Raw genomic sequence first — 22,654 nt, 5'->3', positions numbered from 1 at the left:
CCCGCCAGACATAACCATCTACAACGACTCAAGGAACCGCATGCAATGAACCACCTGTACCGCACCAGCGCCACGGCGCTGCTCGCCACCGTCCTCGCCTTCGGCCTGGGCGGCTGTGGCGAGAAGGAGGAAACCCGGCAGTCGCTGGAGCCGGTGGCCTTCCACGCCAGCGACGAATGCCACGTTTGCGGCATGGTCATCGCCGACTTTCCCGGACCCAAGGGCCAGGCCGTGGCGAAGAACGGGGTGAAGAAGTTCTGCTCCACCGCCGAAATGCTCGGCTGGTGGCTGCAGCCGGAGAACCGGCACCTCGACGCCAGGCTGTACGTGCACGACATGGGGCGCAGCGTCTGGGAACACCCGGACGACGAGCACCTGATCGACGCCACCGGCGCCTACTACGTGATCGGCACCTCGCTCAAGGGCGCCATGGGCGCGTCGCTGGCCAGCTTCGCCAGCGAGCAGCAGGCGCAGCAACTGGCCGCCGAGCATGGCGGCCGCGTGCTGCGCTTCGCGGAGATCGACCAGGCGCTGCTGCAGGAGGCGGCGAACCAGCAACATGGCGGCGCCCCGGCGCATGGCCACGGTCACGCGGGTCACTGACCCGCCGTTCACCCAACGAGGTACGTGAAATGATGGGTCTCAGCGTCTGGAAAATCCTGATCATCGCCCTGCTGGTCGCCATGCTGTTCGGCACCAGCCGCCTGCGCAACCTGGGCTCGGACCTGGGCAGCGCGATCAGCGGCTTCCGCAAGTCGATGCGTGAGGGAGAGGAAGATACGAAGCGGATGAAGTAGGAGCGCACCCCCCACCCCTTGTGGGAGCGGCCTTGGCCGCGATGCTTTTCTGCTGGTCCTATTCGCGGCCAAGGCCGCTCCCACAATTGAAACTCTTGCTGGCTTGCCCGCGAACAAGCCCCCCTCTGTGCTATACCGAAACACCCACTTTCCCCTGAGGCAAAGGAATGCCCGCCGAATCCCACCGCCTGCGCCTTGGCCGCCATTCGGAGCCCGGCCGCCCCTACCTGCTGACCACCACCACGCATCGGCGCCAACCATTCTTCAGCGACTTCCATCTGGGCCGCCTGCTCGTAACGGAATTACGCGCCGCCAACGATGACGGTTGGGTCACTTCGCTGGCCTGGGTGGTGATGCCCGATCACCTGCACTGGCTGGTCGAACTGCACGACCGCCCGCTGGACAGACTCATGCGGCGGATCAAGAACAACAGCTCGCGACACATCAACCGGAGCATCGGATGCTCGGGTGTGCTGTGGCAGCAGGGCTTTCATGATCGGGCTTTGCGCCGGGAGGAAGACCTTCGAACAGTTGCCCGCTACATCATTGCCAATCCATTGAGGGCGGGCCTGGTAGAGCGTATCGGCGATTACCCGCTTTGGGATGCCTGTTGGCTCTGAGGCCATCGGCTGGAAGAGCATCGCGGACAAGTCCGCTCCCACAGGGAGTGTGCTCATGACTTGTGGGAGCGGCCTTGGCCGCGAACAGGCAATCACTCACGTACCAGACGAAACCCCAGATTGCTCGGCGGCACCCCCACCGAGCAGGCGCCACTGACGGGATCGCGGACGAAATCGGACAGGCCGCTTGGATGCTGCCCGGCGGCGACGCGGATGCCGCAGAACTCGCCCTGGCCGACGCAGCTGTCGGTCCATTCCCAGACGTTGCCGGCCACGTCGAGCAAACCGTTGTCGTTGCGGCCCTGGCTGCCGAATGCCAGCGGACGCGGGTCCAGCGGCTTGCGCCGGGACTCGCGGTCGTATTCCGCCAGCCAGCGTTGCGCCGGATTGCGGGCATCGTCGAAGACCTGGGGCGGCTCGTCCTCGAAGGCCTCGCCGGCCGCCAGCACCCACTCGGCATAGCGCGGCAGGCGATGCGCCACGCCCGTGCGCCGGGTCATCCACTGGGCGTAGGCGCTGGCGTCCAGCCAGCTGATGCCCACCGCCGGCAGGTCAACCGCCGCGGCCTCGCGCAACGCGCCGTCCAAGGGCATGCAGGCCTGCGCCGCGACGCACGCCGCGTACTCCGCCTGGCTGACCTGGCGGCGCATGATCGCGAAGCCGTCGCTGCGTTCCTCGATGGCGGCGCCGCTGGCGTCGACGGCCTGGTAATGGGCGGTGCCGGCGGCGATCCGCACCCATTCGCCCTCGTCGATGTCGGGGGCCGGCATACAGCCACCGAGCACCAGCAACCCGCCTGCCAGCAGCGCTCTCATCGCCATCGCCCCTACTGGGAAGTGATCGGGCCGGGGGCCTTGATCTGCTTCATCAGGTCGTCGTTCCACTCCCCCTCGACCTTGACGTGGCCGGCGGCGCCCAGCTCCATCGCCTCGATCAGGTTGTGGTTGACGTAGGCGTACACCCCGGGCTGCTTGAAGGTGTACAGCGCCGCGCCCGCCGAGCCGCCACGGATGAACCAGGTCTCCAGGTTCTTCTCCGGCGCGTTGGCGAACTTGCCGGTCTCCCAGACCCAGTCGCCGTGGCCGCCGATCAGGTGCGGACGGGTGTCGCGGTTGGCCTGAGAGTGGATGAACAGCACGGTCTCGCCGACCTTGGCGGTCATCGCGTTCTCGCCGGTCAGCGAACCCACCTTGCCGTTGAACACCACGTGGGTCGGGGTCAGGGTGCGCATCACGTCGCGGGTGTCGGCGTAGCTGGAGGCGAGGTCCGGGTAGTCCTTGTACTTGCCGTCGGCGTCCTTCGGGATGTACAGGTCGAACTCGCCGATGGTGTAGGCGCGGTCGTAGTGCAGCGGCTTGCCGTCCGGGTCCTTCAGGCCTTCGCGCGGCAGCACCATCAGGGTGCCGCTCATGCCGGCGACCACGTGCCAGGCGACCATGCCTTCCGGCGCGCAGTGGTAGACGAAGGTGCCGCTGCGGTCGGCCTTGAAGCGCAGCACCGCTTCCTCGCCCGGGGCCACCTGGGTAAGCTTGGCGCCGCCGAGGGCGCCGGTGGCGGCGTGGAAGTCGATGTTGTGCGGCATGGCGTTGGTGGCGGGGTTGACCAGGGTCAGCTCCACGTAGTCGCCCTCGTGCACCACCATGGTCGGGCCGGGCATGGAGCCGTCGAAGGTCATCGCCTGCAGGGTGGTGCCCTGGTTGTCGATCACCACCTTCTTCTCCTGGATGACCATGCGGAACTGCACGACCTTGGGCTTGCTGGTGGTGGCCTGCTCGTGGGCATGCACCTGCGGCGGCGCGATCAGATCGACCTTGATCCGCTGCAGGCCGTCGGTGGTGTCCGCGAGCAGCGAGGTGCTGGAGAAGCAGAGGGCGATGGCACTGGCGATCAGCAGGGGTTTGAAAGCTTTCATGGCGTCTTCCCTTTTTAGGTTGGCTGACACCATTGCAGGGCATCGCGACGCCGACTTCTTTGTCCTGGGACAAAGAAGGGGTGGGCAGCGACAACATACCGCACCGGTGCAGGCGAGCGGCGCGCTACGATCAGCTCATCCGCCGCATTGCCCCAATCTGGTGCCCTATGCCACCCGAGCTCGAGCTGATAGCACGCCTGCCTCTGTTCTCGCCACTGAGCGACAGCGAGCTCAGGGAAGCGCTGGCGCACGCGCAGGAATGCCACTTCCTCAAGGGCGAATTCGTCTTCCAGCAGGACGAGCCCGCCCGGCATTTCTTCTTCCTGCTCGGCGGCCACCTGCAGATCTCCCAGCTGACCCCGGCCGGCGAGCGCGTGGTGGTGCGCTACGTGTGCAGCGGCGAGCTGTTCGGCATCGCCCGGGCCATGGCGATGAGCCATTTCCCGGCGTCCGCCGTCGCCGTGGAGGACAGCTGCGCGCTGCGCTGGCCCTCGGCCCAGTGGGAGCCGCTGAGCCGGGTCTGCACGCACCTGACCGAGCACGTGGTGCAGGCCGTCGGCAAGCGCCTGCAGGATGCCCACCAGCGCATCCGCGAGCTGTCCACCGAGCGTGTCGAGCAGCGCCTGACGCATGCCCTGCTACGCTTGGCGCAGCAGTTCGGGCGCAGCACGGCAACCGGCGTCAGCATCGATTTCCCGCTGTCGCGACAGAACCTCGCGGAGATGACCGGCACCACCCTGCACACCGTCAGCCGCCTGCTCAGCGCCTGGAAGGAACGCGGACTGCTCGAACTGGGGCGCCAGCACGTGGCGCTGCTCGACCTGGACGGCATCGCCCGCTACGCCGAACCACCGGAGACCGACCATGCTCGATAACACCATCCCGACCCGGATGATCGCCACCTCGGGCGGCCAGGACCCGACCATGGGGCTGCACCGCGTGCACCACCAGATCCTGCGCAGCCACCACCTGTTCGAGCCGATGTCCGACGAACAGCTGGACGAACTGCTCGCCGACAGCCAGCTGCTCAACCTGGACAGGGGCGACATCCTCTTCATGCAGGGCGAGCCGGCGCACGCGTTCTTCTTCGTCATCGCCGGCGCGGTGAAGATCTACCGCCTGACACCGGACGGCCAGGAGAAGGTGTTCGAGGTCATCGGCGAGCGGCAGACCTTCGCCGAAGCGATGATGCTGATGGACACCCCCGACTACGTGGCCTCGGCCCAGGCGCTCGGCCCGGTGCAGCTGTACCGCTTCTCCAACACCACCTACATGCGCCTGCTGCAGGGCAACTCGCGGCTGACCTTCGCCCTGCTCGGCAAGCTGTGCATCCGCCTGCACCAGCGCATCAACGAGATCGAGACGCTGTCGCTGAAGAACGCCACCCACCGCGTGGTGCGCTACCTGCTCACCCAGCTGGCGCGCAGCCAGAGCGAAGAACCGGAACTGGAGCTGCCGATGGCCCGGCAGCTGATCGCCGGGCACCTGTCGATCCAGCCGGAAACCTTCTCGCGGATCATCCGCCGCCTGATCGACGAAGGCATCATCACCCAGCAGGCGAAGGTCATCCGCATCCTCGATCGCCAGCGCCTCGAGCAGTTCGAGTAGCGCCATGGCCACGCGCACCTGCCTGTACTGCCAGCGCTCGCAGCCGGAGCAGGCGGTCGCCTGCGACGGTTGCGGCATGCCCCTGCCCACCGACCGTCCCCAGCAGCGCCGGCAGCGGCGCTTCCTCTGGTTCTGCATTGCGCTCTCGGTGTTCTGCCTGGCGATGATGCTGTGGCTGCCGCGCAGCCTGTAAGCCGCGGCGGCCTACCTGTCCTGAGCTATTCGATCTCGAACAGACCGTCGCGGATATGCGCGCCGGACAGGCGCTGGCGGATGTCGTCGTCGATGCGCGCATCCTCTGGCGGGTAGAGCATCACCTGGCGATAGGCGTTGACCCGGTTGATCTCCTCGCCGAGGTAGTGCCAGACCACCCGGGTGCAGGCCGGGGTGCGCCGGTCGCCGCTGGAAACGCCGGTCTTCAGGCCGTTGAGGCGAGTGATGCGGCTCTTGAAGCTGGGGATGAGGATGGTCTGACTCATCTCGTTGCCGGTGAGCGACTCGTAGTCGATGAGGAACAGCCGGTCCTGCAGGTAGAAGGCCGCGCCCAGATAGCGGCAGCGCACCCAGTCCTCGGCGTCGCCGCCCCGCGCGCGTTCCTGCCTCTCCTGGCGCTCGAACACGTAGTTGCCGCGTTCCTCGCGCAGGTGCACCAGCGACAGCAGCACCTGGCCCGGTACCGACATGCAGTTGGAATACTCGAAGTAGTAGCCGCAGTAGCGCGCCAGCGAACTGGAGTGCTCGCGCAGCGGGGCGAACAGCTCCAGCAGGGGATCACTGGCGGCTTGCGCTTGGGCGCGGTCGGCGCGCACGCCGAGCAGCCGGGCGAACTGCTCCGGCGGCAGCATCAGCTCGTAGTCCTCGACGCCGAAGAAGTCGCAGATGCGCTTGAGGTTGTAGGGCGTGGGGCGGCTCTGGCCGCCGAGGTACTTGTTGAACTGGGCCCGGTTGATCGCCAGCTTGCGGCATACCTCCGCGATGGACCGGTAGTGGCTGCAGAGCAGCTTGAGGTTGTTGCCGAGGGCTTGCGACACGGGCCTCTCCTGATGATGCGCGCGGCGCGAGTCTAGCACCGACGCCGATCAGCCAAGCGGGGCGAACACCGACCAGCCGATCCGCGCGCTGAGGGCCTCCAGGGTCGCCATGCCGGCCAGGGAATTGCCGGCGGCGTTCAGCTCCGGCGACCACACGCACAGGCTGAAACGCCCCGGCACCACCGCGACGATGCCGCCACCGACACCGCTCTTGCCCGGCAGGCCGACCCGGTAGGCGAAATTGCCGGCTTCGTCGTACAGGCCGCTGGTCGCCATGATGGCGTTGACCTGCTGGGTCTGCCGGGCCGTCAGCACCCGCTCGCCGCTGCGCGGGCAGATGCCCTGGTTGGCCAGGAAGGCGCAGGCGCGGGCCAGGTCCACGCAGTTCATGGCCAGGGCGCAATGGTGGAAGTAGCTGCGCAGCACCGTTTCGACCTCGTTGTGGAAATTGCCGAAGGCCTGCATCAGGTAGGCCGCCGCGGCGTTGCGCGCACGGTGCTGGTATTCCGACTCGGCGACCCGCTCGTCCGACACCAGCAGCGGGTTGCCGGACAGGCGGCGCACGAGGTCACGCATGGACAGTGTCGGCGCGGCGAAGCGCGACTGGTTGATGTCGCAGATCACCAGGGCGCCGGCGTTGATGAACGGGTTGCGCGGGCGGCCACGCTCGAACTCCAGTTGCACCAGCGAGTTGAACGGCTGGCCGGATGGCTCGTGCCCCAGGCGTAGCCAGATGTCTTCGCCGCAACGCTGAATGGCCTGCACCAGGCTGAACACCTTGGAAATGCTCTGGATCGAGAACGCTTCGGCGGCATCGCCGGCCTGCCACAGACTGCCATCCACGCCCTGCACGGCGATGCCCAGGCGATCGGCCGGCACCTCGGCCAGCGCGGGGATGTAGTCGGCCAGCTCGCCCTGGCCCAGCAGCGGGCGCACCTGGTCCAGGATTTCGTTCAGCAGTGCCTGCATGCTCGGCTTCTCCGTAGGCGGGTGCCGACATAGACGCGCGCTTGCGGCGCATCATCACAGTTGTGTCGGGCCAGCTCGAAACACGCATGACAGACGGCTCCGCGCCCGTGCGGGTGAGCGCCCGATTGTGACGCTAGAGACGCTTTTTGAGCGTCAACTCGCGCCATATCGCCACAGTCCGCGAAATTGCCCGGGGTGGACGCCGGGTCGACCATGCCCGTCCACGGCAGTGCCGTGTTCTTCCGTCCAGTCGAACAATAAGAATCGAGGTCCTCGCCATGCTGGAAATGCTCAACGATTTCCTGTCCGGAAAACTGCTGATCGTGCTGATCGTGGGTCTGGGCAGCTACTTCACCCTCCGCTCGCGCTTCGTCCAGTTCCGCCACTTCGGCCACATGTTCAGCGTGTTCAAGGACTCGATCCGTGGCAGCGCCGGCCAGTTGAGTTCGTTCCAGGCCCTGATGCTGAGCCTCGCCGGCCGCGTCGGCGCCGGCAACATCGCCGGTGTGGGCGTCGCCGTGACCCTCGGCGGCCCGGGCGCGGTGTTCTGGATGTGGGTGACCGCCCTGGTCGGCATGTCCAGCAGCTTCTTCGAGTGCACCCTGGCCCAGGCCTACAAGCGCGCCGACGGCGACGGCCTGTACCGCGGCGGCCCGGCCTACTACATCCAGCACGGCCTGAAGCTGCGCTGGATGGCGCTGACCTTCGCCGTGCTCCTGCTGGTCACCTACGGCTTCGCCTTCAACGGCCTGCAGTCCTTCACCGTGACCCACTCGCTGGAGAACGCCTTCGGCTTCCCGGTGCAGTACACCGGCCTGGCCCTGGCCGTGCTGCTGGGCCTGGTGTTCATCGGCGGGATCAAGCGCATCGCCGCCGTCTCCGACCTGCTGGTACCGGTCAAAACCCTGGCCTACATCGCCGTGACCCTCTACGTGATCGTCAGCCAGATCGAGCTGGTGCCGGACATGCTGGTGACCATCGTCAAGAGCGCCTTCGGCCTGGAGCCGGCCTTCGCCGGCCTGCTCGGCAGCGCCATCGTGATGGGCGTCAAGCGCGGCGTGTTCGCCAACGAGGCGGGCCTCGGCAGCGCCCCGAACGTGGCCGCCGTGGCCGCCGTGAAACACCCGGTCGCGCAGGGCGTGGTCCAGGCGTTCAGTGTGTTCCTCGACACCTTCGTGATCTGCACCTGCACCGCCCTGCTGATCCTGCTGTCCGGCTTCTACACCCCGGGCTTCGAGGGCGACGGCATCGTCCTCACCCAGAACTCGCTGGCCGCCGTGGTCGGCGACTGGGGCCGGATCTTCGTCAGCGTGGCACTGAGCCTGTTCGTGTTCACCTGCATCCTCTACAACTACTACCTCGGCGAGAACGCCCTGCAGTTCCTCGTCGGCCGCGGCCGCACCCCGCTGCTGGTGTATCGCGGCCTGGTGCTGGCGCTGATCTTCTGGGGCTCGATGCAGAACCTGGGCACCGTGTTCGCCTTCGCCGACATCACCATGACCTGCCTGGCCTTCGTCAACCTGGCCGCCCTGGCCATGCTGATCAAGGTCGGCCTGCGCCTGATGCGCGACTACGACCGCCAGCGCGCCGCCGGCATCGCCACCCCGGTGTTCGATCCGAAGGACTTCGCCGACCTGGACCTCGACCCCGTCGCCTGGCCGGCCAACCCGCAGCCGGCCAGCGCCGACGAGCACGTCGCCCTGAGCCACAGCCTGCACCAGCGCTGAGTCATCCGGTGTAATAAAAAGGGGGCGCGCAGCCCCCTTTTTGTTTGCCCCGCCTCGACGCCCACGCCGTTACACTCGGGCTATCCAGACCCGTCCCGCTACTGTTGGAATAAGCGCATGACTCCTTCGCAGAACCTGCTGGTGCTCTACACCGGCGGCACCATCGGCATGGAAATGAGCGAGTCGGGCCTCGCCCCGGCGTCCGGCTTCGAGGCACGGCTGAAGGCCGAACAGGCCCTGCACCCGGAGCGTCCCGCGCCGGCCTGGCGCTTCCGCGAGCTGTCGCCGCCCATCGACAGCGCCAACATGCGCCAGGCCAACTGGCTGGCGATGCGCGATGCCATCGTCCAGGCGGTGGACGAGGAAGGCTTCGACGCCGTGCTGCTGCTGCATGGCACCGACACCCTGGCCTACAGCGCCGCGGCGCTGAGCTTCCTGCTGCTGGGCATCCAGGTGCCAATCGTGCTGACCGGCTCCATGCTCCCGGCCGGCGCCGCCGGCAGCGACGCCTGGCCCAACCTGTTCGGCGCCCTGGTCGCGCTCGACCAGGGCTGCCTGCCGGGCGTGCACCTGTATTTCGACGGCCACCTGCTGCACGGCGCCCGCGCCAGCAAGATGAAGAGCGAGGCCTTCGACGCCTTCGTCACCATGGCCAGGCCACGCCACGGCGTGCACGAAGAGACGCTCCCCGCCGCCCTGCACTACCGCCAGCCGCGCCGCGAAGTGACGCTGGCCGTGCAACCGCTGTTCCCCGGGCTCACCGCCACCCAGTTGCAAGCCGCCCTGGCGAACGGCGTCGAAGCCCTGCTGCTGGAATGCTACGGAAGCGGCACCGGTCCCTCGGACGACCCGGCGATACTCGCCGCCCTGCGCGAGGCCCGCGAACGAGGCGTGGTACTGGCCGCCATCAGCCAGTGCCCGCTGGGCCACATGGACTTCGAGGTCTACGCCGCCGGCAGCGCCCTCGCCGAGGCCGGCCTGGTCAGCGGCGGCGGCATGACCCGTGAGGCCGCGCTGGGCAAGCTGTTCACCCTGCTCGGCGCCGGCCTGCCCCGATCAGAGGTCGAGAGGCTGTTCGCTCATGATCTTTGTGGGGAAATGGCGGACTGAGGCTCGACGGCATCGGTGAGTGGCGCCTCCGCGGGAGCGGCGGGTGTCTCCAAAGGTACGAAGCGGCGGGACATGAAAGGACGCTCGACCCAGGTGTAGGTCAGGCTGGACAGCAGGAGAACGAAAGGCAGCACGATCAGTAGAAGGCTGCCTTCCCTGAAATCGGTATTCACCACAAGCAGCCAGATGATCGGCCAGTGCCACAGATAGATGCTGTAGCAGCGCTGCCCCAGGAATACGCTCAGCTTCCAGCTGAACGCTCGCTGGACGAAACCGCTGCGGGGCGACACCAGCAGGATCACCATGACAGCAGACAGCACCACCGCCGCACTCTGCTGCCAGTAGAAGTAAGCGATCTCCCGCGGTGTGCCGACATACAGCAGTACCCCCAGGGTCAGCACGCCCAGGGTCAGCAGCGTATGGGCCGCCGTGCCACGACTCCAGTCGCGCAGAGAGGGGTAGATCACCGCCAGTATGCCGCCGATGGCGAACGCATCCATACGGGTATCCAGGGCGTAGTAGAGTCGCGACCATGAGGCGCCCTCGGCGATCAGGTAGTAGCGCCAGGCCATGCATACCAGCGCCAGCGATACCAGAACGGTCACCGTCTGCGGCACGGTGAGGCGCAACTTGAGTGCGGCAAGGAAGATCAGCGGCCACAGCAGGTAGAACTGCTCCTCGATCCCCAACGACCATGTCTGGCCGAACAGCGTCGGATAGATGTAGCCATTCAGCTTGGTCCAGTTCGAGTAGTAGAGCAGTGTCGCCAGCGCATCCTTCAGTGAAGGGAGAGGGTCGTCGACCAGTGCGCAGGCAATCACCGTGCAGCTTATGACGACAAGCAACAAAGCAGGATAGAGACGCATCAAACGGCGCCTCCAGAAGCGCACGAGACTTATGCGCCCTTTCTTCCTGATGCTTCGCCAGAGGATGGACGTGATCAGGAAGCCGGAAATGACGAAGAACAGCTCCATCAGGATCATGGCGCCGGGAAACCAGGCCATGTTCACGTGCGCAACCAGAACTCCGATGGCCACCCATCCGCGCGCGCCGTCCAGCGCCGGATAATAGGCGGCCCTCGCCCTGTTCAAGACATGCTGGCTCATTGGTTTTTATCCTTGTCGCCATTTCATGTACCGGCCATCCGGCCAGGTGACGCCAGAAAATATCCGCAGGGCGGCTCGCCGTCGAGACTAATTCGTCAGTTTTATGATGCGGCACCCCGTATCGCCCCCCTCCCGGAGAGGGGATAGGTCCCAGGCGAAGAGATAGGTCGGGTACAGGGCGCTATCACAGACCACCCGGAAGTCGTCCTTTCGTATCGGCAACACCCGGGTCACGTTATGGCGGGTGCCGCTCCATGTCACGCCGGCCCGGTGCAACTCGTCGAAAAAAAACGGCTCGACTCCGGTATAACCAAAGGAAACACGCGTTCCCTCCGGCAGTTCGCCTATCCAGTGACGAATACGCTCGATTTCGGCAGGCGCCAGAAGGGAACGTGTGACCAGTTCTGTCCGCGGCCAGAGGGCAGCGAAGTACTCGCGCTTGCCATAGCCGTGCGCCAGCAGAATCAGCGACAGGACGGCAGTCAATAGCAAGCCGCATAACCGCAGCCACCTCCGATCCTCCCCTGCAAGAGTGGCCAGCACGCTCAGTACCAGCAGCCAGTCCGCCAGGACGAAGGCGAAGTCGTACCACATGCTCTGGCCATTCAGCGCCAGTGCCATGAAGGCCGCGCCGTAGAGCGAGAGCATCACACTTGTACCGAAGCGGCGAGAGTGCAGGAGCTGTCCACCCGCGAGCAACAGCGCCAGGCCCAGCTTCATCCATCCGGAGCGCCCACCCATGGGTTCGCCCAGGCTCTTGAAGGCGAACTGGAACTTCATGTCCTCGATGAAGCCCGCCAGATTGCCAGCCACCATCAGGCCGTAGCCGACCAGGGCTGCGACTGCCAGCACCAGCGCCAGCAGGTCCGTGGCGTGCAGGGTCAGCGTCTGCCGACGCAGGATGGTCCAGAGCACCAACACTGCGTAGGGCAACAGCATGTACACCGCATTGAAATGCACCGTGGCACTGACCAGCACCAGCGCCAGCCCGAGGCCGGGGCGCCCCTTGAGCAGAGCCAGCAGGGATGCCAGGAACAGCGCCGTATACAGCGCCTCCATCCGGGCGATGTTGCTGGCCGCCAGGGTATAGGGCGACAGGAACGCCAGCAGAGTGGCGGCCAGCGCCAGCCACAGGTATCTGCCAGGCAGCCCCAGCTGCCGAAGCAGCGCCAGGGCCAGCGCGGCGCTGGACAGATAGCACAGGGTCGACACCCAGCGCGCGGTATCGAAGCTGTAACCGAACACCTCGAACACACCCGCCAGCAGCAGCATGTAGCCGGGCGGCATCCACATCACCACCCGCTCGGCATTCAGCGCATCGACGAAGAAAGTGCCGTCGGTACTCAGCGCGTAGGCCTGAGCGATGAAGGCCGTCTCGTCGCGCCAGGGCACCGGGAACTCGAAGGGCATGCACAGCCGCACGACCAGCGCGGCCGACAGCAATACGACGAAAGCCAGCCAGAACGGTCCCGCACGACGCACGGCGGCAATGGCAGCCGACAGCGCCATCCGGCCGTTCACTCCGGCTTGCGGGCGATGATGGCCTGGCTCTTGGGCATCGCCTTGTCCAGCGCTTGCTTGATGCGCGGGCCGTCGGGCATGGACAGCAGCATGTTCCAGGTCTGCGTCCAGGTCTGCAGCAACGGGTGCCAGGGCGGACTCAGGTCCTGCTTGCAGGCCCAGAAGAAGAACCACCAGATCGACCAGTAGAAGCCGTAGCTGGTGCGCCGCTCGATGATCAGGCCCGACTCCACCACCAGGCGCTCGAACTGGTCGCGGTCGAAGACCCGGATATGGTTGGGCGCCTCGAAGTAGCTGGGCGGCGCCAGCTCACGCTGAACGCCCTCGCCCACCGGGTCCGGCACCGTCAACAGAAACTGGCTGCCCGGCTTGGCCACGCGCACGATCTCGCGCATGAAGGCCTGCGGGTCCTCGACGTGTTCGAGCACCTCCATGGCGATGACCTTGTTGACCCGGCCATCCTCCAGCGGGATCGGCTTGGCATCGGTCACCAGGGGCATCACCGCGCGCGCATTGGAGTCCTTGAGCATGGCGCTGACCGCCTCCACCTTGCCCGCGTCGATATCGGCGAAGATCACCTCGGCACCGCGCGTCGCGCAGAAATGAGCGAACGGCCCGTCGCCACAACCGATATCGAGGATCGAGTCCTCGGGGTCGATGCGAAAGCCCTCGAACAGCTCGCCGGTCTCGTGGCGGAACCATCCGCTCAGATAGGTATCCGTCAGCGTGGAGTCGTCCCGCTCGACCGTTTCCGCCACGGCGACCGGTTCGGCGGCAGGGGCCGGCTCCTGCTCGGGAGCAGACACGGAGGTTGGCGCAGGATCATCGCCTCGAAAAAGCCGCTTCAAGCCAGCCAGCATGTCATTCTCCTTGCATGTGATGGAGCCCTCAGACGGACAGCTCGCGCCGGCGCCTGTCCGCATCGGTATCGGCGTCGCTCGGTTCCTGCCGGGCGAATCGGGCAGCGATTCGCGCGCCGCGCCGACGCAACGGCGTTTCCACCAGGCGATAGTTCAGCTCACTGAGCAGCAGGATCAACAGGCCGGCCGTCAGGACGTAGGGATAGAAGAAGGTCTCGTCCACCGTCTGCCCCGGCGCCAGCCATCTCCAGATTTGCCGGGTCAGGGAGAAGGCCGGGATGTGGATCAGATAGATCGCATAGGAGCGCGAGCCCAACCAGGCGAATATCTCCCGCAGCGGCGAGAACAGGAACAGGTCATCGTTATAGGACGCCACCCAGACCAGCAATATGCTGAGCAAGGCCACCAGGCTCATGCGGTGCGACGCGATCTTCAGCACGTCCGAGCCCAGCAGGCCCATGAACAGGACGACGACCAGCAAGAGCAGGGTTCCTTTCGCAGGTAACCGCTGGAGGAAGACGGGCCGCGCCAGGGCATAGGTCGGATGGCGGCTCCAGATCGCCAGCAGCACGCCGAGCAGCAGGCCATCGCAGCGGAACACCATCATGGTCAGGGTACGCTCGGTCACCAGTTGCCAGGCCACGATCAGCAACAGGACCGGCACCAGCCAGCGGCGCAGCAGCAAGACCACCAGGGGCAGCAGCAGGTAGAACTGCTCCTCCAGCGACAGGGTCCAGTAGACGAAGCTCGCACCGTACTCGCTGCGGCCGAACGTCTCCAGAAAACGCAGGTTGGCGACCTGCAGCACCCCGGCTACCGTCGCCTCTATGTTGGCCCGGACGCTGCCGAACAATCCCGACTCCTGGAACACCACGGCGGCGACCAGAATCAGGGCCAACCACAACCAGGCCGATGGCAGGAGGCGCCAGGCGCGACGCAACCAGAACGCCAGGGTGATGCGGAAGGCGTCGATGCCGTCGCGGCTGGCCTGCAATTGCGGCAGCAGGCTGCGCGCGATCACGAAGCCGGAAATGGCGAAGAACAGATCGACGCCCACCCAGCCGCCGAAGTACACCGTCAGCCGCTCCAGACCTGGCGAGCTCCAGGGCAGCAGATTGTCCCTGGTGTGATGCACCACCACGGCCATCACGGCCACGGCGCGCAGGATTTCGATGTCGAGGATGCGTTCCCTGCTCATTTGGCGTCGACTTCAGGCGATGGGCTTGCGCGCAATGATGATCTGGCTTCTCGGCAGCGCCTCGTCCAGCGCCTTGCGCATGGGCGCGGCCTCGGGAAGGCTGATCAGGCGCCCCCATACCGAGGTCCAGGCATCCAGCAACGGGAAGTAGGGTGGCTGGGCGGCATCATGGGATACCTGCTCCGGCGTGCCGTCCACCGCCTTCTTGCAGATCCAGTACATGCACAGCCACAGGTTCCAGAAGAAGCCGTAGCTGGAGCGCTCCACGACTTCCAGGCCGGCCTCGGTGACCAGCCGCACCAGTTCGTCGCGCTCAAAAATGTGGATGTGGTTCGGCTTCTGGAAATACTCCGGCGGAGCGAAGGGAATCTGCATCCTTTCGGTCACGGCATCAGGCACCGAGATCAGGTACAGCGCGCCCGGCCGGCCGATGCGCGCCAGCTCGCCGAGCACGGAGGCGGGATCGTCGACGTGCTCGAGCATCTCCATGGAAACCACGCGCGAGGCGTAGTTGCTTTCCAGAGGCAGCGGAGAACAGTTGGTGACGATGCCCTCGCTGGCCCGCGCAGGGGTCTCGCGGACACGCTCGGAGAGCTGCTCGATATTGCGCTCGTTGACGTCGCAGTAGATCACGTGGGCGCCTCGCCTGGCGCAGAACAGCGTGGCGCCGCCGGCACCGCACCCCACATCCACGACGATGTCGTCGGCAGCGATCGGAAAGCCGCGGAACAGCTCGTCGCTATCGTTCTGATACCAGCCGGCGTTGACCGCATCGATCAACCCGACGTTGCGGGAGTCCAGGAAATCGGGCTCCAGCGTCTTCTGTTCCCACTGTTCCAGCGTGGGCATTCGCAGCCATTCGGGGATCATACTGGCTCCTTGGTCATCATCTGTTCCAGTAGGGTGGTGAGCCGCGGGCGCGCCGTTGCCAGCGAACAATGCTCACGCATTCGTTCTATGGCGTTCCGAACCATCTGCCGATATCGCTCGGGATCATCCCGGTAGCAGCGATACGCGGCCTCGAAGGCCTCGCAGAGCGACGACCAGTCCACCTGCTGGCGCAGGGTCCGGTAGGCCACCCGGGGATCGTGCGGCCAGGCGGTCGCATCGGCCCAGCTGTCAACGAGGAAGCCCACGCTTTCGTCCATATAGTCGGCCAGGGCCGAATGGCGAGGGGCCACCGCCGGCTTGCCGCAGGACAGGTACTCCATCAAAGGCAGACACTGGCCCTCGCCGTAGGAGGCGTTGACCACGAAATGGGTGGCGCGCAGCAGGTCGGCGTAGGCCTCGTCGCTCAGGTAGCCGTGCATGATCACGACCCGGCAACGGAACGTCTCCAGGCGCGGCAGCACCATCAGGATGCCCTGGATGGCGTCTTCGTAGCGATGATGGCCCAGCTTGAACACCAGCGTCGCGTTCGGCTCATCCTTGAACACGGTGCAGAACGCGGTAAGCATGTCGACCCAGTTCTTGCGCCCGTCGTGGGGGTTGAACAGGCTGGTGAACACCACACCACCCAGTTCGACTCTGCGCTTGCCGGCATGCCAGGGATCACCGATCAACACGTCGACGAGCGGCCGCAACAGCGACGGCAGGCTCGGAGCCAGCACCTGCCGGCACCAGGCCACCAGATGACGCTGGTTGATCGCCTTCACACTCTGGTGCTTGCGGCGATAACCCCTGCCCTCGTCGATGGGTATCAACCCGCGCGACTCCGCCACAGCGCGGATCATGTCTTCTTCGCTCGGCAGCCAGCGGGACAGCTTGGGATCATGGGTATCGAACACCACGCCCCGCTCGATGCAGATACGCGTGCGGGCCTTGCCAGGCGCGGCCGAGAGCTGCGCACGCATCGCGTCCAGACGATCCCACAACGGCGCGGGGATCGAGACCACCGGGAAGTCCTCGCCCATCAGCTCGCGCACCACCCGCACGCTCTGCTGCGAGTGGACGATGGCCGCGCCGCAATGCTGCAGGCTCAGGCGCCAGTCGTTCTCGGGACGGTCTTCCCACCAGGTCTCGCCGGGCATGCTGCTGAATTCCCAGGCGAACACCGGAATGGTCGGGCAGGCGAGATCGCGACGGGTCAGATGAGGCGGAGAGAAGCTGAGGAAGACGCAATCCTCCCCCCGCTCGACCGCCGCGTGATAGAGCGCGTCGACTTCTCGCGCCGGATCGGCGACCACCACCACCTCGCCCAGGCTGTGCAGCAGGGGCATGAACTCGCGCAGCACGAAGTAGTAGCTGTACTCCGGCTCGCCGAAGTTGTGCACCACCGTCTCGGCGTTCATCGCCGAATACACCAGAAACTTCATGCGCTCGCTCCCAGCCGCTCTTCGGCAGCCGGGACACCAGCCAGCGGCGTCAGGAACGCCTGGAGCTGATCCGCCACCACCGGCACGTCGGAGAAGTCGCGTAGGCGCTGCCAGGCTCGCAGCGACATGTGCCGGTAACCCTCGGCATCCTCGCGCGCCAGACGGTAGCAGGCACGGTAGCCTTCCATCAGTGACTGCCAGTTCAGCCGGTGGCGCCGGGTACGCATGATTCCGCAGGGGTCGTGCGCCCAGCAGGCCAGTTCGACGGAGGTCTGCACCACGCGGGCCACGTCATCATCCACGTAATCGAGCATCGCGGTGTGCCGCGGCGCCAGGGCCGGCTTGCCGCTGGCCATGAACTCCATCAGCGGCAGGCACAGCCCTTCGCCCGTCGAGGCATTCACATAGAAGTCGCTGACGGACACCAACTCGCGATACTGGCGGTCGTCGAGAAAGCCGTGCAGGACCAGCACGCGGCACTGGAACGGCGCCAGGCGCGACAGCAGGGTGAGGAGAATGATCCGGTAGTACTCCAGATCGTGGTGGGTCATCTTCAGGATCAGCGTGGCGTCCGGCGTATCGCGGAACGCCCAGCAGAACGCGGTGACGATGTCGATCCAGTTCTTGCGGCCGTCCCGGGGGTTGAGCACGGTGCAGAACACCACGCCGGACAGCTCGAAACGGCACGCTTGCACCGGCAGCACGCCAACTTCGCTGGGTGGCGGCTGCTCGCCCACCGGCAGCGCTGCCTTGCGGGCCTCATGACGCTTGCGCAGCTCATCGCGCCAGGAGCGATAGAGGATGCGCGTACGCTCCAGGCGCCCCACCACCGGCTTCTTCTCCGCAGTTGCCGGCTGGAAGGCGTCGGGGCGCGCCATGTGCTGTACCAACCCGTCGGCGGAAAGCCCCAGGATGGGACTGTCGATGGCGTAGCCGGTGAATTCGAACACACGCCCTTCCCGGCAGGATCGCCAGCCTTCTTCGGGCATCAGGTCCTGAAAGCGCGTCCATACCGGCGCCGGAATGGCTACCACCGGGTAATCCGGCCCCATGAACTTGCGCACGGCCTCGGCCGATTCGCGGCTGCAGGCGATGGCGCCGGCGATGCGTTGCAGCACGTAGCGCCAGTCGTTGCGCGGCTCGCCCTCCCAGGGCTGGTCCGGCACGTTTTCGAACTCCCAGGCGAACAGGCATACCGTCGGGCACAGCAGGCCCACCGGCGTCTGCTGCGGCGGGCTGACGCTGAGAAAGATGACGGCTTCGCCGTCGGCGCTGTACTGGCGGTACAACTCGTCGACTTGGTCGACCGATTCGACCGGGATGACGCTGGCGATACGCTCCAGGGCCGGGAGAAATTCCTTGAGCAGGAAGAAGTAGCTGTATTCCGGCTTGCCCAGGGATGCCTCGATGCTGGACTGGGTGATTTTCGAACTGACGAGAATGATCATGGATTTCGCTTGTAAGGCCGCAGTGCCGCTAGCAAGACGCACATTGTAATCTTCGTTGGCAGCCGACTGCGGGGCGGAGGCATCGGCCTCAGGAAATGGAGACTCGCCTGCGATGTCGGCGTGCATAGCAGCAGCATTTGCCAATCGTTGCAAGCTATGCGGTACGACAACTGCGAGTGACCTCCCGGTCAGTCACAAACGGATGCCTGTCTGGAGCGCGTCACCGGCCTCGGCCCTGTGCAACTCCTTGAGTTTCACGTAGTTCGCCGCGCTGTAGGCGAAGAAGGCACGCTCCTTGTCGGTCAGCGGTCGGGCCTGTTTCACCGGGCTGCCGACGTACAGATAGCCGCTCTGCAGCACCTTGCCCGGCGGCACCAGGCTGCCGGCGCCGATCACCACCTCGTCCTCGACCACCGCGCCGTCCATCACGATGCTGCCCATGCCGACCAGGATGCGGCTGCCGAGCGTGCAGCCGTGCAGGGTGACGTTGTGACCGACGGTCACGTCTTCGCCGACTATCAGCGGGTAGCCGTCCGGATTGAACGGGCCGGCGTGGGTGATGTGCAGCACGCTGCCGTCCTGCACGCTGGTGCGCGCGCCGATGCGGATGCGGTGCATGTCGCCACGCACCACGGCCATCGGCCAGACCGAAGCATCCTCGCCCAGTTCCACGTCGCCGAGGACCACGGCGCTGGCGTCGACGAACGCCCGTGCGCCCAGTTGCGGGACTTTGCCCTGGTAGCTGCGAATCGCCACGATAGTCTCCTTCAGGCTGCGGTTTGCCGGGATTGTAATTAACATTCGGATCATTCCGGTTGTGAAAGGTCGCTCGCGGCCCCATAACCTCTCTTCGAATCCGCGTCCAAAGGTGCCTTGCCGTGACCGCAGCCAACCCCCTCCTGCAGGACTTCGACCTGCCACCCTACTCGCTGATCAAGCCCGAACACGTCGAGCCGGCCGTCGACCAGATTCTCGCCGACAGCCGCGCGGCCATCGCCGAGCTGCTCAAGACTCAGGCCGGCAGCCCGAACTGGGACGGTCTGGTGCTCGCCCTGGACGAGCTGGGTGCGCGCCTCGGCCGTGCCTGGAGCCCGGTCAGCCACCTCAATGCGGTATGCAACAACGCCGAGCTGCGCAACGCCTACGAGGCCTGCCTGCCCAAGCTGTCCGAATACTGGACCGAGATGGGCCAGAACAAGCCGCTGTTCGAGGCCTACGACGCGCTGGCCAAGAGCCCGGCCGCCGCAGGCTTCGACGTGGCGCAGAAGACCATCCTCGAACACGCCCTGCGCGACTTCCGCCTGAGCGGCATCGACCTGCCGCCGGAGCAGCAGAAGCGCTACGGCGAGATCCAGATGAAGCTCTCCGAGCTGGGCAGCCGCTTCTCCAACCAGCTGCTCGACGCCACCCAGGCCTGGACCAAGCACATTACCGATGAGGCGGCCCTGGCCGGCCTCACCGACTCGGCCAAGGCGCAGATGGCCCAGGCGGCGCAGGCCAAGGAGCTGGACGGCTGGCTGATCACCCTGGAATTCCCCAGCTACTACGCGGTGATGACCTACGCCGACGACCGCGCTCTGCGCGAAGAGGTCTACACCGCCTACTGCACCCGCGCCTCCGACCAGGGCCCGAACGCCGGGCAGAACGACAACGGCCCGGTAATGGAGCAGATCCTCGACCTGCGCCAGGAACTGGCCCGCCTGCTCGGCTTCGCCCACTACAGCGAGCTGTCCCTGGCCAGCAAGATGGCCGAGAGCACCGACCAGGTGCTGCACTTCCTGCGCGACCTGGCCGTGCGCAGCAAGCCCTTCGCCGCCCGCGACCTGGACGAGCTCAAGGCCTTCGCCGCCGAGCAGGGCGTCAGCGACCTGCAGAGCTGGGACGTCGGCTACTACAGCGAGAAGCTGCGCCAGCAGCGCTACAGCATCTCCCAGGAGGAAGTGCGCGCCTGGTTCCCGATCGACAAGGTGCTGTCCGGCCTGTTCACCATCGTGCAGAAGCTCTACGGCATCGAGATCGCCGAACTGAAGGACTTCGACACCTGGCACCCGGACGTTCGCCTGTTCGAAATCCGCGAGAACGGCCAGCACGTCGGCCGCTTCTTCTTCGACCTCTACGCCCGCGCCAACAAGCGCGGCGGCGCCTGGATGGACGGCGCCCGCGACAAGCGCAAATCGGCGCAAGGTGAACTGATCAGCCCGGTAGCCAACCTGGTGTGCAACTTCACCCCTGCCGTCGGCGGCAAGCCGGCGCTGCTGACCCACGACGAAGTCACCACCCTGTTCCACGAATTCGGCCACGGCCTGCACCACCTGCTGACCCGGGTCGAGCACGCCGGCGCCTCCGGCATCAACGGCGTGGCCTGGGATGCGGTCGAGCTGCCGAGCCAGTTCATGGAGAACTGGTGCTGGGAGCCCGAGGGCCTGGCGCTGATCTCCGGCCACTACGAGACCGGCGAGCCGCTGCCCCAGGCGCTGCTGGACAAGATGCTGGCGGCGAAGAACTTCCAGTCCGGCCTGATGATGGTGCGCCAGCTGGAGTTCAGCCTGTTCGACTTCGAATTGCACGCCACCCACGGCGACGGCCGCAGCGTGCTCGAAGTGCTGGAGGGCGTGCGCGACGAGGTGGCGGTGATCCGTCCGCCGGCCTTCAACCGCTTCGCCAACAGCTTCGCGCACATCTTCGCCGGCGGTTACGCGGCCGGTTACTACAGCTACAAGTGGGCGGAAGTGCTGTCCGCCGACGCCTTCTCCAGGTTCGAGGAGGAAGGCGTACTCAACCCGGCCACCGGCCGCGCCTTCCGCGAGGCGATCCTGGCCCGCGGCGGCTCCCAGGAGCCGATGGTGCTGTTCGTCGACTTCCGCGGCCGCGAGCCCTCCATCGACGCCCTGCTGCGCCACCTCGGCCTGAGCCGGGAGGCGGCATGAGCGAGCCGAAAAAGCGCTTCATCGCCGGCGCCGTATGCCCGGCGTGCAGCGCCATGGACACCATCAAGATGTGGGACGAGGAAGGCACGCCGCACCGCGAATGCGTGGCCTGCGGCTATGCCGACACCCTCAACGCCCAGGGCCAGTCGGTGCCGAAGGAACTCGGCACCCGGGTCAACCAGGCCGCGCCCAAGCCGGCAACGAACAAGGGACAGACTGTGCAGTTCTTCCCCAATCCCAAGTTGAAGAAACACTGACGGTCCTTCCGGCCAGCACCAGCATCGACGTATCACAGGGAAGTGAACATGAGCAGAGACGGGAACACCGCGGCCCCCTCCCGCACCGCGGGTGGCAAGCACTTCTCGCACATCGACACGCTCAGGGCGGTCGCGATTCTCTTCGTGCTGCTGGCCCACCTGCCGGTCGATGAACGCATCTGGCCGACCAGCCTGCCTCGCCACATCGACCTGTGGAGCGGCGTGGACCTGTTCTTCGCCATCTCCGGATTCCTCATCACCCGCTCCCTGGCAGGCTTCATGCGCGCCCGCGCCCAGGACCGGAACTGGTGGCCGGAGCTGAGGACCTTCTGGATCAGGCGGGCCTTTCGCCTGCTGCCGGCGGCGTGGCTCTGGCTGCTGCTGCCGCTCCTGCTGTCGCTGCTCATCGGCCCGGCGCTGCTGTACCCGTCGACTTCCGGCATGGCCAACGACGCCCTGGCCGCCCTGCTCCAGGTCGCCAACCTCCATTCGGCCGGCTGCTGGGCCAGCGAGGCATGGCGCCAGCATTGCGGCAGCGGCCTCGGCGTCAGCCACTACTGGAGCCTGTCGCTCGAAGAGCAGTTCTACCTGCTGCTGCCCATCGTCTTGCTACTGCTCCCCCGAAGACTTCTGGTTCCGGCCGTTCTCCTGCTGATAGTCACGCTCGCTCCCTGGGACCGCCCCTTGTTCAGCGCCGGCTGGTTCTTCCGGGTGGACGGCCTGCTGTGGGGCGTGGTGCTCGGGATGCTCAGCCTCTATTCCCGAGACACCTTCCAGCTGCCTGGCAAGCTGGCCCGATATGGCCTGGGAAGCGCCCTGACGCTCGCCCTCATCCTGATGCTCGGCTGGTTGCCCACGCTCGGCGCCGAGGCCATCCCCGGCATCTCCACCGCCGCCGCACTGGCGCTGACCAGCGCCGCACTCGTCTGGCTGGCGGCCTGCAACGCCGGTATCGGCCCGGGGCCCGTGCTGGACTGGGTGAGTTCGCGCTCCTACGCACTCTATCTGGCCCACTTCCCGCTCTACGGCGCGATCCGTGCGCTGCTCTTGCCCGAGCCCCTGCTGTTGCGGGATTGGCTGGAGGTCGGCCTGTTCACCCTATGCGCCGTGCTGGTCGTCGGCCTCGCCGCGGAACTGACCTACCGTCTGGTGGAAACACCCTGCCGCCGCTACGGCAGACGGCTGGCCCGCACCCCTCCCGACGCGGAAACCACACTGCCGGCCGATTACCTCGAACCGGCGAGATAG

The 22,654-nt window shown here is 66.2% G+C and carries 23 protein-coding genes; 11 read left to right on the top strand and 12 right to left on the bottom strand.

All coding sequences use genetic code 11. The features are described 5' to 3' along the window. The first annotated feature begins 45 nt into the window (after positions 1 to 45). The 3 genes from N5D30_RS15640 (at position 46) to N5D30_RS15630 (ending at position 1,417) form a co-directional block, all read left to right on the top strand. Positions 46 to 603: a nitrous oxide reductase accessory protein NosL gene (locus N5D30_RS15640; protein ID WP_279909681.1), complete on the top strand. Its 558-nt coding sequence runs from the start codon at positions 46 to 48 to the stop codon at positions 601 to 603. Positions 604 to 632: 29 nt separating this feature from the next. Then, entirely contained in the window at positions 633 to 797 is a 165-nt protein-coding gene (tatA, locus tag N5D30_RS15635) for a twin-arginine translocase TatA/TatE family subunit (RefSeq protein WP_279909680.1), read from the top strand. Positions 798 to 964: 167 nt separating this feature from the next. Continuing rightward, positions 965 to 1,417 (top strand): transposase, encoded by a 453-nt coding sequence (locus N5D30_RS15630; RefSeq protein WP_279909679.1) that lies wholly within the window; start codon positions 965 to 967, stop codon positions 1,415 to 1,417. Between the two features lie 92 nt (positions 1,418 to 1,509). On the opposite strand, the gene N5D30_RS15625 is transcribed toward N5D30_RS15630, so the two are convergent. Then, complete coding sequence (locus tag N5D30_RS15625) at positions 1,510 to 2,232, bottom strand: SUMF1/EgtB/PvdO family nonheme iron enzyme (protein ID WP_279909678.1); 723 nt, start codon at positions 2,230 to 2,232, stop codon at positions 1,510 to 1,512. Positions 2,233 to 2,243: 11 nt separating this feature from the next. Beyond that, positions 2,244 to 3,329 (bottom strand): copper-containing nitrite reductase, encoded by a 1,086-nt coding sequence (nirK, locus tag N5D30_RS15620; protein ID WP_279909677.1) that lies wholly within the window; start codon positions 3,327 to 3,329, stop codon positions 2,244 to 2,246. A gap of 167 nt (positions 3,330 to 3,496) precedes the next feature. On the opposite strand from nirK, the gene N5D30_RS15615 reads away from it, so the two are divergent. The 3 genes from N5D30_RS15615 to N5D30_RS15605 are packed head-to-tail and all read left to right on the top strand — an operon-like array spanning position 3,497 to position 5,130. Next, complete coding sequence (locus tag N5D30_RS15615) at positions 3,497 to 4,204, top strand: Crp/Fnr family transcriptional regulator (RefSeq protein ID WP_279909676.1); 708 nt, start codon at positions 3,497 to 3,499, stop codon at positions 4,202 to 4,204. 49 nt (positions 4,205 to 4,253) lie between these two features. Further along, complete coding sequence (locus tag N5D30_RS15610) at positions 4,254 to 4,937, top strand: Crp/Fnr family transcriptional regulator (protein ID WP_220815379.1); 684 nt, start codon at positions 4,254 to 4,256, stop codon at positions 4,935 to 4,937. 4 nt (positions 4,938 to 4,941) lie between these two features. Then, a complete protein-coding gene (locus tag N5D30_RS15605) occupies positions 4,942 to 5,130 on the top strand; it encodes a protein DnrP (protein WP_279909675.1) in 189 nt (62 codons plus the stop codon). Between the two features lie 25 nt (positions 5,131 to 5,155). Here N5D30_RS15605 and N5D30_RS15600 read toward each other — a convergent pair whose 3' ends face one another. Next, positions 5,156 to 5,968: a helix-turn-helix transcriptional regulator gene (locus N5D30_RS15600; protein ID WP_220815339.1), complete on the bottom strand. Its 813-nt coding sequence runs from the start codon at positions 5,966 to 5,968 to the stop codon at positions 5,156 to 5,158. 48 nt (positions 5,969 to 6,016) lie between these two features. Next, entirely contained in the window at positions 6,017 to 6,937 is a 921-nt protein-coding gene (gene glsB / locus N5D30_RS15595) for a glutaminase B (protein ID WP_220815338.1), read from the bottom strand. A 278-nt stretch (positions 6,938 to 7,215) separates the two neighbouring features. Between glsB and N5D30_RS15590 the strand changes: the two genes are divergently transcribed. Together N5D30_RS15590 and N5D30_RS15585 are read left to right on the top strand one after the other, a co-directional pair. Then, positions 7,216 to 8,664, top strand: a complete 1,449-nt coding sequence (locus N5D30_RS15590) for an alanine/glycine:cation symporter family protein (protein ID WP_279909674.1) — start codon at positions 7,216 to 7,218, stop codon at positions 8,662 to 8,664. Positions 8,665 to 8,781: 117 nt separating this feature from the next. Further along, on the top strand, positions 8,782 to 9,774 hold the full coding sequence (locus tag N5D30_RS15585; RefSeq protein ID WP_279909673.1) for an asparaginase: 993 nt from the start codon (positions 8,782 to 8,784) through the stop codon (positions 9,772 to 9,774). On the opposite strand, the gene N5D30_RS15580 is transcribed toward N5D30_RS15585, so the two are convergent. The 8 genes from N5D30_RS15580 to N5D30_RS15545 all read right to left on the bottom strand — a co-directional run bounded on the left by N5D30_RS15580 (position 9,744) and on the right by N5D30_RS15545 (position 18,978). Then, complete coding sequence (locus N5D30_RS15580; protein WP_279909672.1) at positions 9,744 to 10,880, bottom strand: acyltransferase; 1,137 nt, start codon at positions 10,878 to 10,880, stop codon at positions 9,744 to 9,746. The genes N5D30_RS15585 and N5D30_RS15580 overlap by 31 nt on opposite strands. Positions 10,881 to 10,967: 87 nt before the next feature. After that, the gene (locus N5D30_RS15575) at positions 10,968 to 12,389 is read right to left on the bottom strand and encodes a hypothetical protein (RefSeq protein ID WP_279909671.1); all 1,422 of its coding nucleotides are present in this window, start codon (positions 12,387 to 12,389) and stop codon (positions 10,968 to 10,970) included. A gap of 8 nt (positions 12,390 to 12,397) precedes the next feature. After that, positions 12,398 to 13,261 carry a class I SAM-dependent methyltransferase gene (locus N5D30_RS15570; protein WP_279909669.1) on the bottom strand — a complete coding sequence of 288 codons (864 nt, stop codon included), beginning with the start codon at positions 13,259 to 13,261 and terminating at the stop codon, positions 12,398 to 12,400. 28 nt (positions 13,262 to 13,289) lie between these two features. Then, entirely contained in the window at positions 13,290 to 14,459 is a 1,170-nt protein-coding gene (locus N5D30_RS15565) for an acyltransferase (RefSeq protein ID WP_279909668.1), read from the bottom strand. Positions 14,460 to 14,471: 12 nt separating this feature from the next. After that, entirely contained in the window at positions 14,472 to 15,329 is an 858-nt protein-coding gene (locus N5D30_RS15560) for a class I SAM-dependent methyltransferase (RefSeq protein ID WP_279909667.1), read from the bottom strand. Next, positions 15,326 to 16,774: a glycosyltransferase gene (locus tag N5D30_RS15555; protein ID WP_279909666.1), complete on the bottom strand. Its 1,449-nt coding sequence runs from the start codon at positions 16,772 to 16,774 to the stop codon at positions 15,326 to 15,328. Before N5D30_RS15555 ends, N5D30_RS15560 begins: the two co-directional genes overlap by 4 nt. After that, a complete protein-coding gene (locus N5D30_RS15550) occupies positions 16,771 to 18,222 on the bottom strand; it encodes a glycosyltransferase (protein WP_279909665.1) in 1,452 nt (483 codons plus the stop codon). The genes N5D30_RS15555 and N5D30_RS15550 overlap by 4 nt, the downstream gene beginning before the upstream one ends. A 192-nt stretch (positions 18,223 to 18,414) precedes the next feature. Then, positions 18,415 to 18,978: a gamma carbonic anhydrase family protein gene (locus tag N5D30_RS15545; RefSeq protein ID WP_279909664.1), complete on the bottom strand. Its 564-nt coding sequence runs from the start codon at positions 18,976 to 18,978 to the stop codon at positions 18,415 to 18,417. Between the two features lie 122 nt (positions 18,979 to 19,100). Here N5D30_RS15545 and prlC point away from each other — a divergent pair, with 122 nt between their 5' ends. From prlC to N5D30_RS15530, 3 genes are read left to right on the top strand one after another with little or no spacing between them, the layout of a single operon-like run. After that, on the top strand, positions 19,101 to 21,149 hold the full coding sequence (gene prlC, locus N5D30_RS15540) for an oligopeptidase A (protein ID WP_279909663.1): 2,049 nt from the start codon (positions 19,101 to 19,103) through the stop codon (positions 21,147 to 21,149). After that, a complete protein-coding gene (locus N5D30_RS15535) occupies positions 21,146 to 21,406 on the top strand; it encodes a YheV family putative zinc ribbon protein (protein WP_279909662.1) in 261 nt (86 codons plus the stop codon). Before prlC ends, N5D30_RS15535 begins: the two co-directional genes overlap by 4 nt. A 48-nt stretch (positions 21,407 to 21,454) precedes the next feature. After that, positions 21,455 to 22,654 (top strand): acyltransferase, encoded by a 1,200-nt coding sequence (locus N5D30_RS15530; protein WP_279909661.1) that lies wholly within the window; start codon positions 21,455 to 21,457, stop codon positions 22,652 to 22,654.

It is taken from the genome of Pseudomonas sp. GD03875 (genome assembly GCF_029840585.1).
Classification (GTDB): domain Bacteria; phylum Pseudomonadota; class Gammaproteobacteria; order Pseudomonadales; family Pseudomonadaceae; genus Aquipseudomonas; species Aquipseudomonas paralcaligenes.
This window is presented reverse-complemented; position numbering and strand designations above follow the sequence as displayed.

What these genes read in the sequence shown, in the direction of transcription:
- N5D30_RS15640 (WP_279909681.1), top strand. Translation starts at nt 46, where the DNA reads ATGAACCACCTGTACCGCACCAGCGCCACGGCGCTGCTCGCCACCGTC.
- tatA (WP_279909680.1), top strand. Translation starts at nt 633, where the DNA reads ATGATGGGTCTCAGCGTCTGGAAAATCCTGATCATCGCCCTGCTGGTC.
- N5D30_RS15630 (WP_279909679.1), top strand. Translation starts at nt 965, where the DNA reads ATGCCCGCCGAATCCCACCGCCTGCGCCTTGGCCGCCATTCGGAGCCC.
- N5D30_RS15625 (WP_279909678.1), bottom strand. Translation starts at nt 2,232, where the DNA reads ATGAGAGCGCTGCTGGCAGGCGGGTTGCTGGTGCTCGGTGGCTGTATG.
- nirK (WP_279909677.1), bottom strand. Translation starts at nt 3,329, where the DNA reads ATGAAAGCTTTCAAACCCCTGCTGATCGCCAGTGCCATCGCCCTCTGC.
- N5D30_RS15615 (WP_279909676.1), top strand. Translation starts at nt 3,497, where the DNA reads ATGCCACCCGAGCTCGAGCTGATAGCACGCCTGCCTCTGTTCTCGCCA.
- N5D30_RS15610 (WP_220815379.1), top strand. Translation starts at nt 4,254, where the DNA reads ATGGGGCTGCACCGCGTGCACCACCAGATCCTGCGCAGCCACCACCTG.
- N5D30_RS15605 (WP_279909675.1), top strand. Translation starts at nt 4,942, where the DNA reads ATGGCCACGCGCACCTGCCTGTACTGCCAGCGCTCGCAGCCGGAGCAG.
- glsB (WP_220815338.1), bottom strand. Translation starts at nt 6,937, where the DNA reads ATGCAGGCACTGCTGAACGAAATCCTGGACCAGGTGCGCCCGCTGCTG.
- N5D30_RS15590 (WP_279909674.1), top strand. Translation starts at nt 7,216, where the DNA reads ATGCTGGAAATGCTCAACGATTTCCTGTCCGGAAAACTGCTGATCGTG.
- N5D30_RS15585 (WP_279909673.1), top strand. Translation starts at nt 8,782, where the DNA reads ATGACTCCTTCGCAGAACCTGCTGGTGCTCTACACCGGCGGCACCATC.
- N5D30_RS15580 (WP_279909672.1), bottom strand. Translation starts at nt 10,880, where the DNA reads ATGAGCCAGCATGTCTTGAACAGGGCGAGGGCCGCCTATTATCCGGCG.
- N5D30_RS15575 (WP_279909671.1), bottom strand. Translation starts at nt 12,389, where the DNA reads ATGGCGCTGTCGGCTGCCATTGCCGCCGTGCGTCGTGCGGGACCGTTC.
- N5D30_RS15570 (WP_279909669.1), bottom strand. Translation starts at nt 13,261, where the DNA reads ATGCTGGCTGGCTTGAAGCGGCTTTTTCGAGGCGATGATCCTGCGCCA.
- N5D30_RS15565 (WP_279909668.1), bottom strand. Translation starts at nt 14,459, where the DNA reads ATGAGCAGGGAACGCATCCTCGACATCGAAATCCTGCGCGCCGTGGCC.
- N5D30_RS15560 (WP_279909667.1), bottom strand. Translation starts at nt 15,329, where the DNA reads ATGATCCCCGAATGGCTGCGAATGCCCACGCTGGAACAGTGGGAACAG.
- N5D30_RS15555 (WP_279909666.1), bottom strand. Translation starts at nt 16,774, where the DNA reads ATGAAGTTTCTGGTGTATTCGGCGATGAACGCCGAGACGGTGGTGCAC.
- N5D30_RS15550 (WP_279909665.1), bottom strand. Translation starts at nt 18,222, where the DNA reads ATGATCATTCTCGTCAGTTCGAAAATCACCCAGTCCAGCATCGAGGCA.
- N5D30_RS15535 (WP_279909662.1), top strand. Translation starts at nt 21,146, where the DNA reads ATGAGCGAGCCGAAAAAGCGCTTCATCGCCGGCGCCGTATGCCCGGCG.
- N5D30_RS15530 (WP_279909661.1), top strand. Translation starts at nt 21,455, where the DNA reads ATGAGCAGAGACGGGAACACCGCGGCCCCCTCCCGCACCGCGGGTGGC.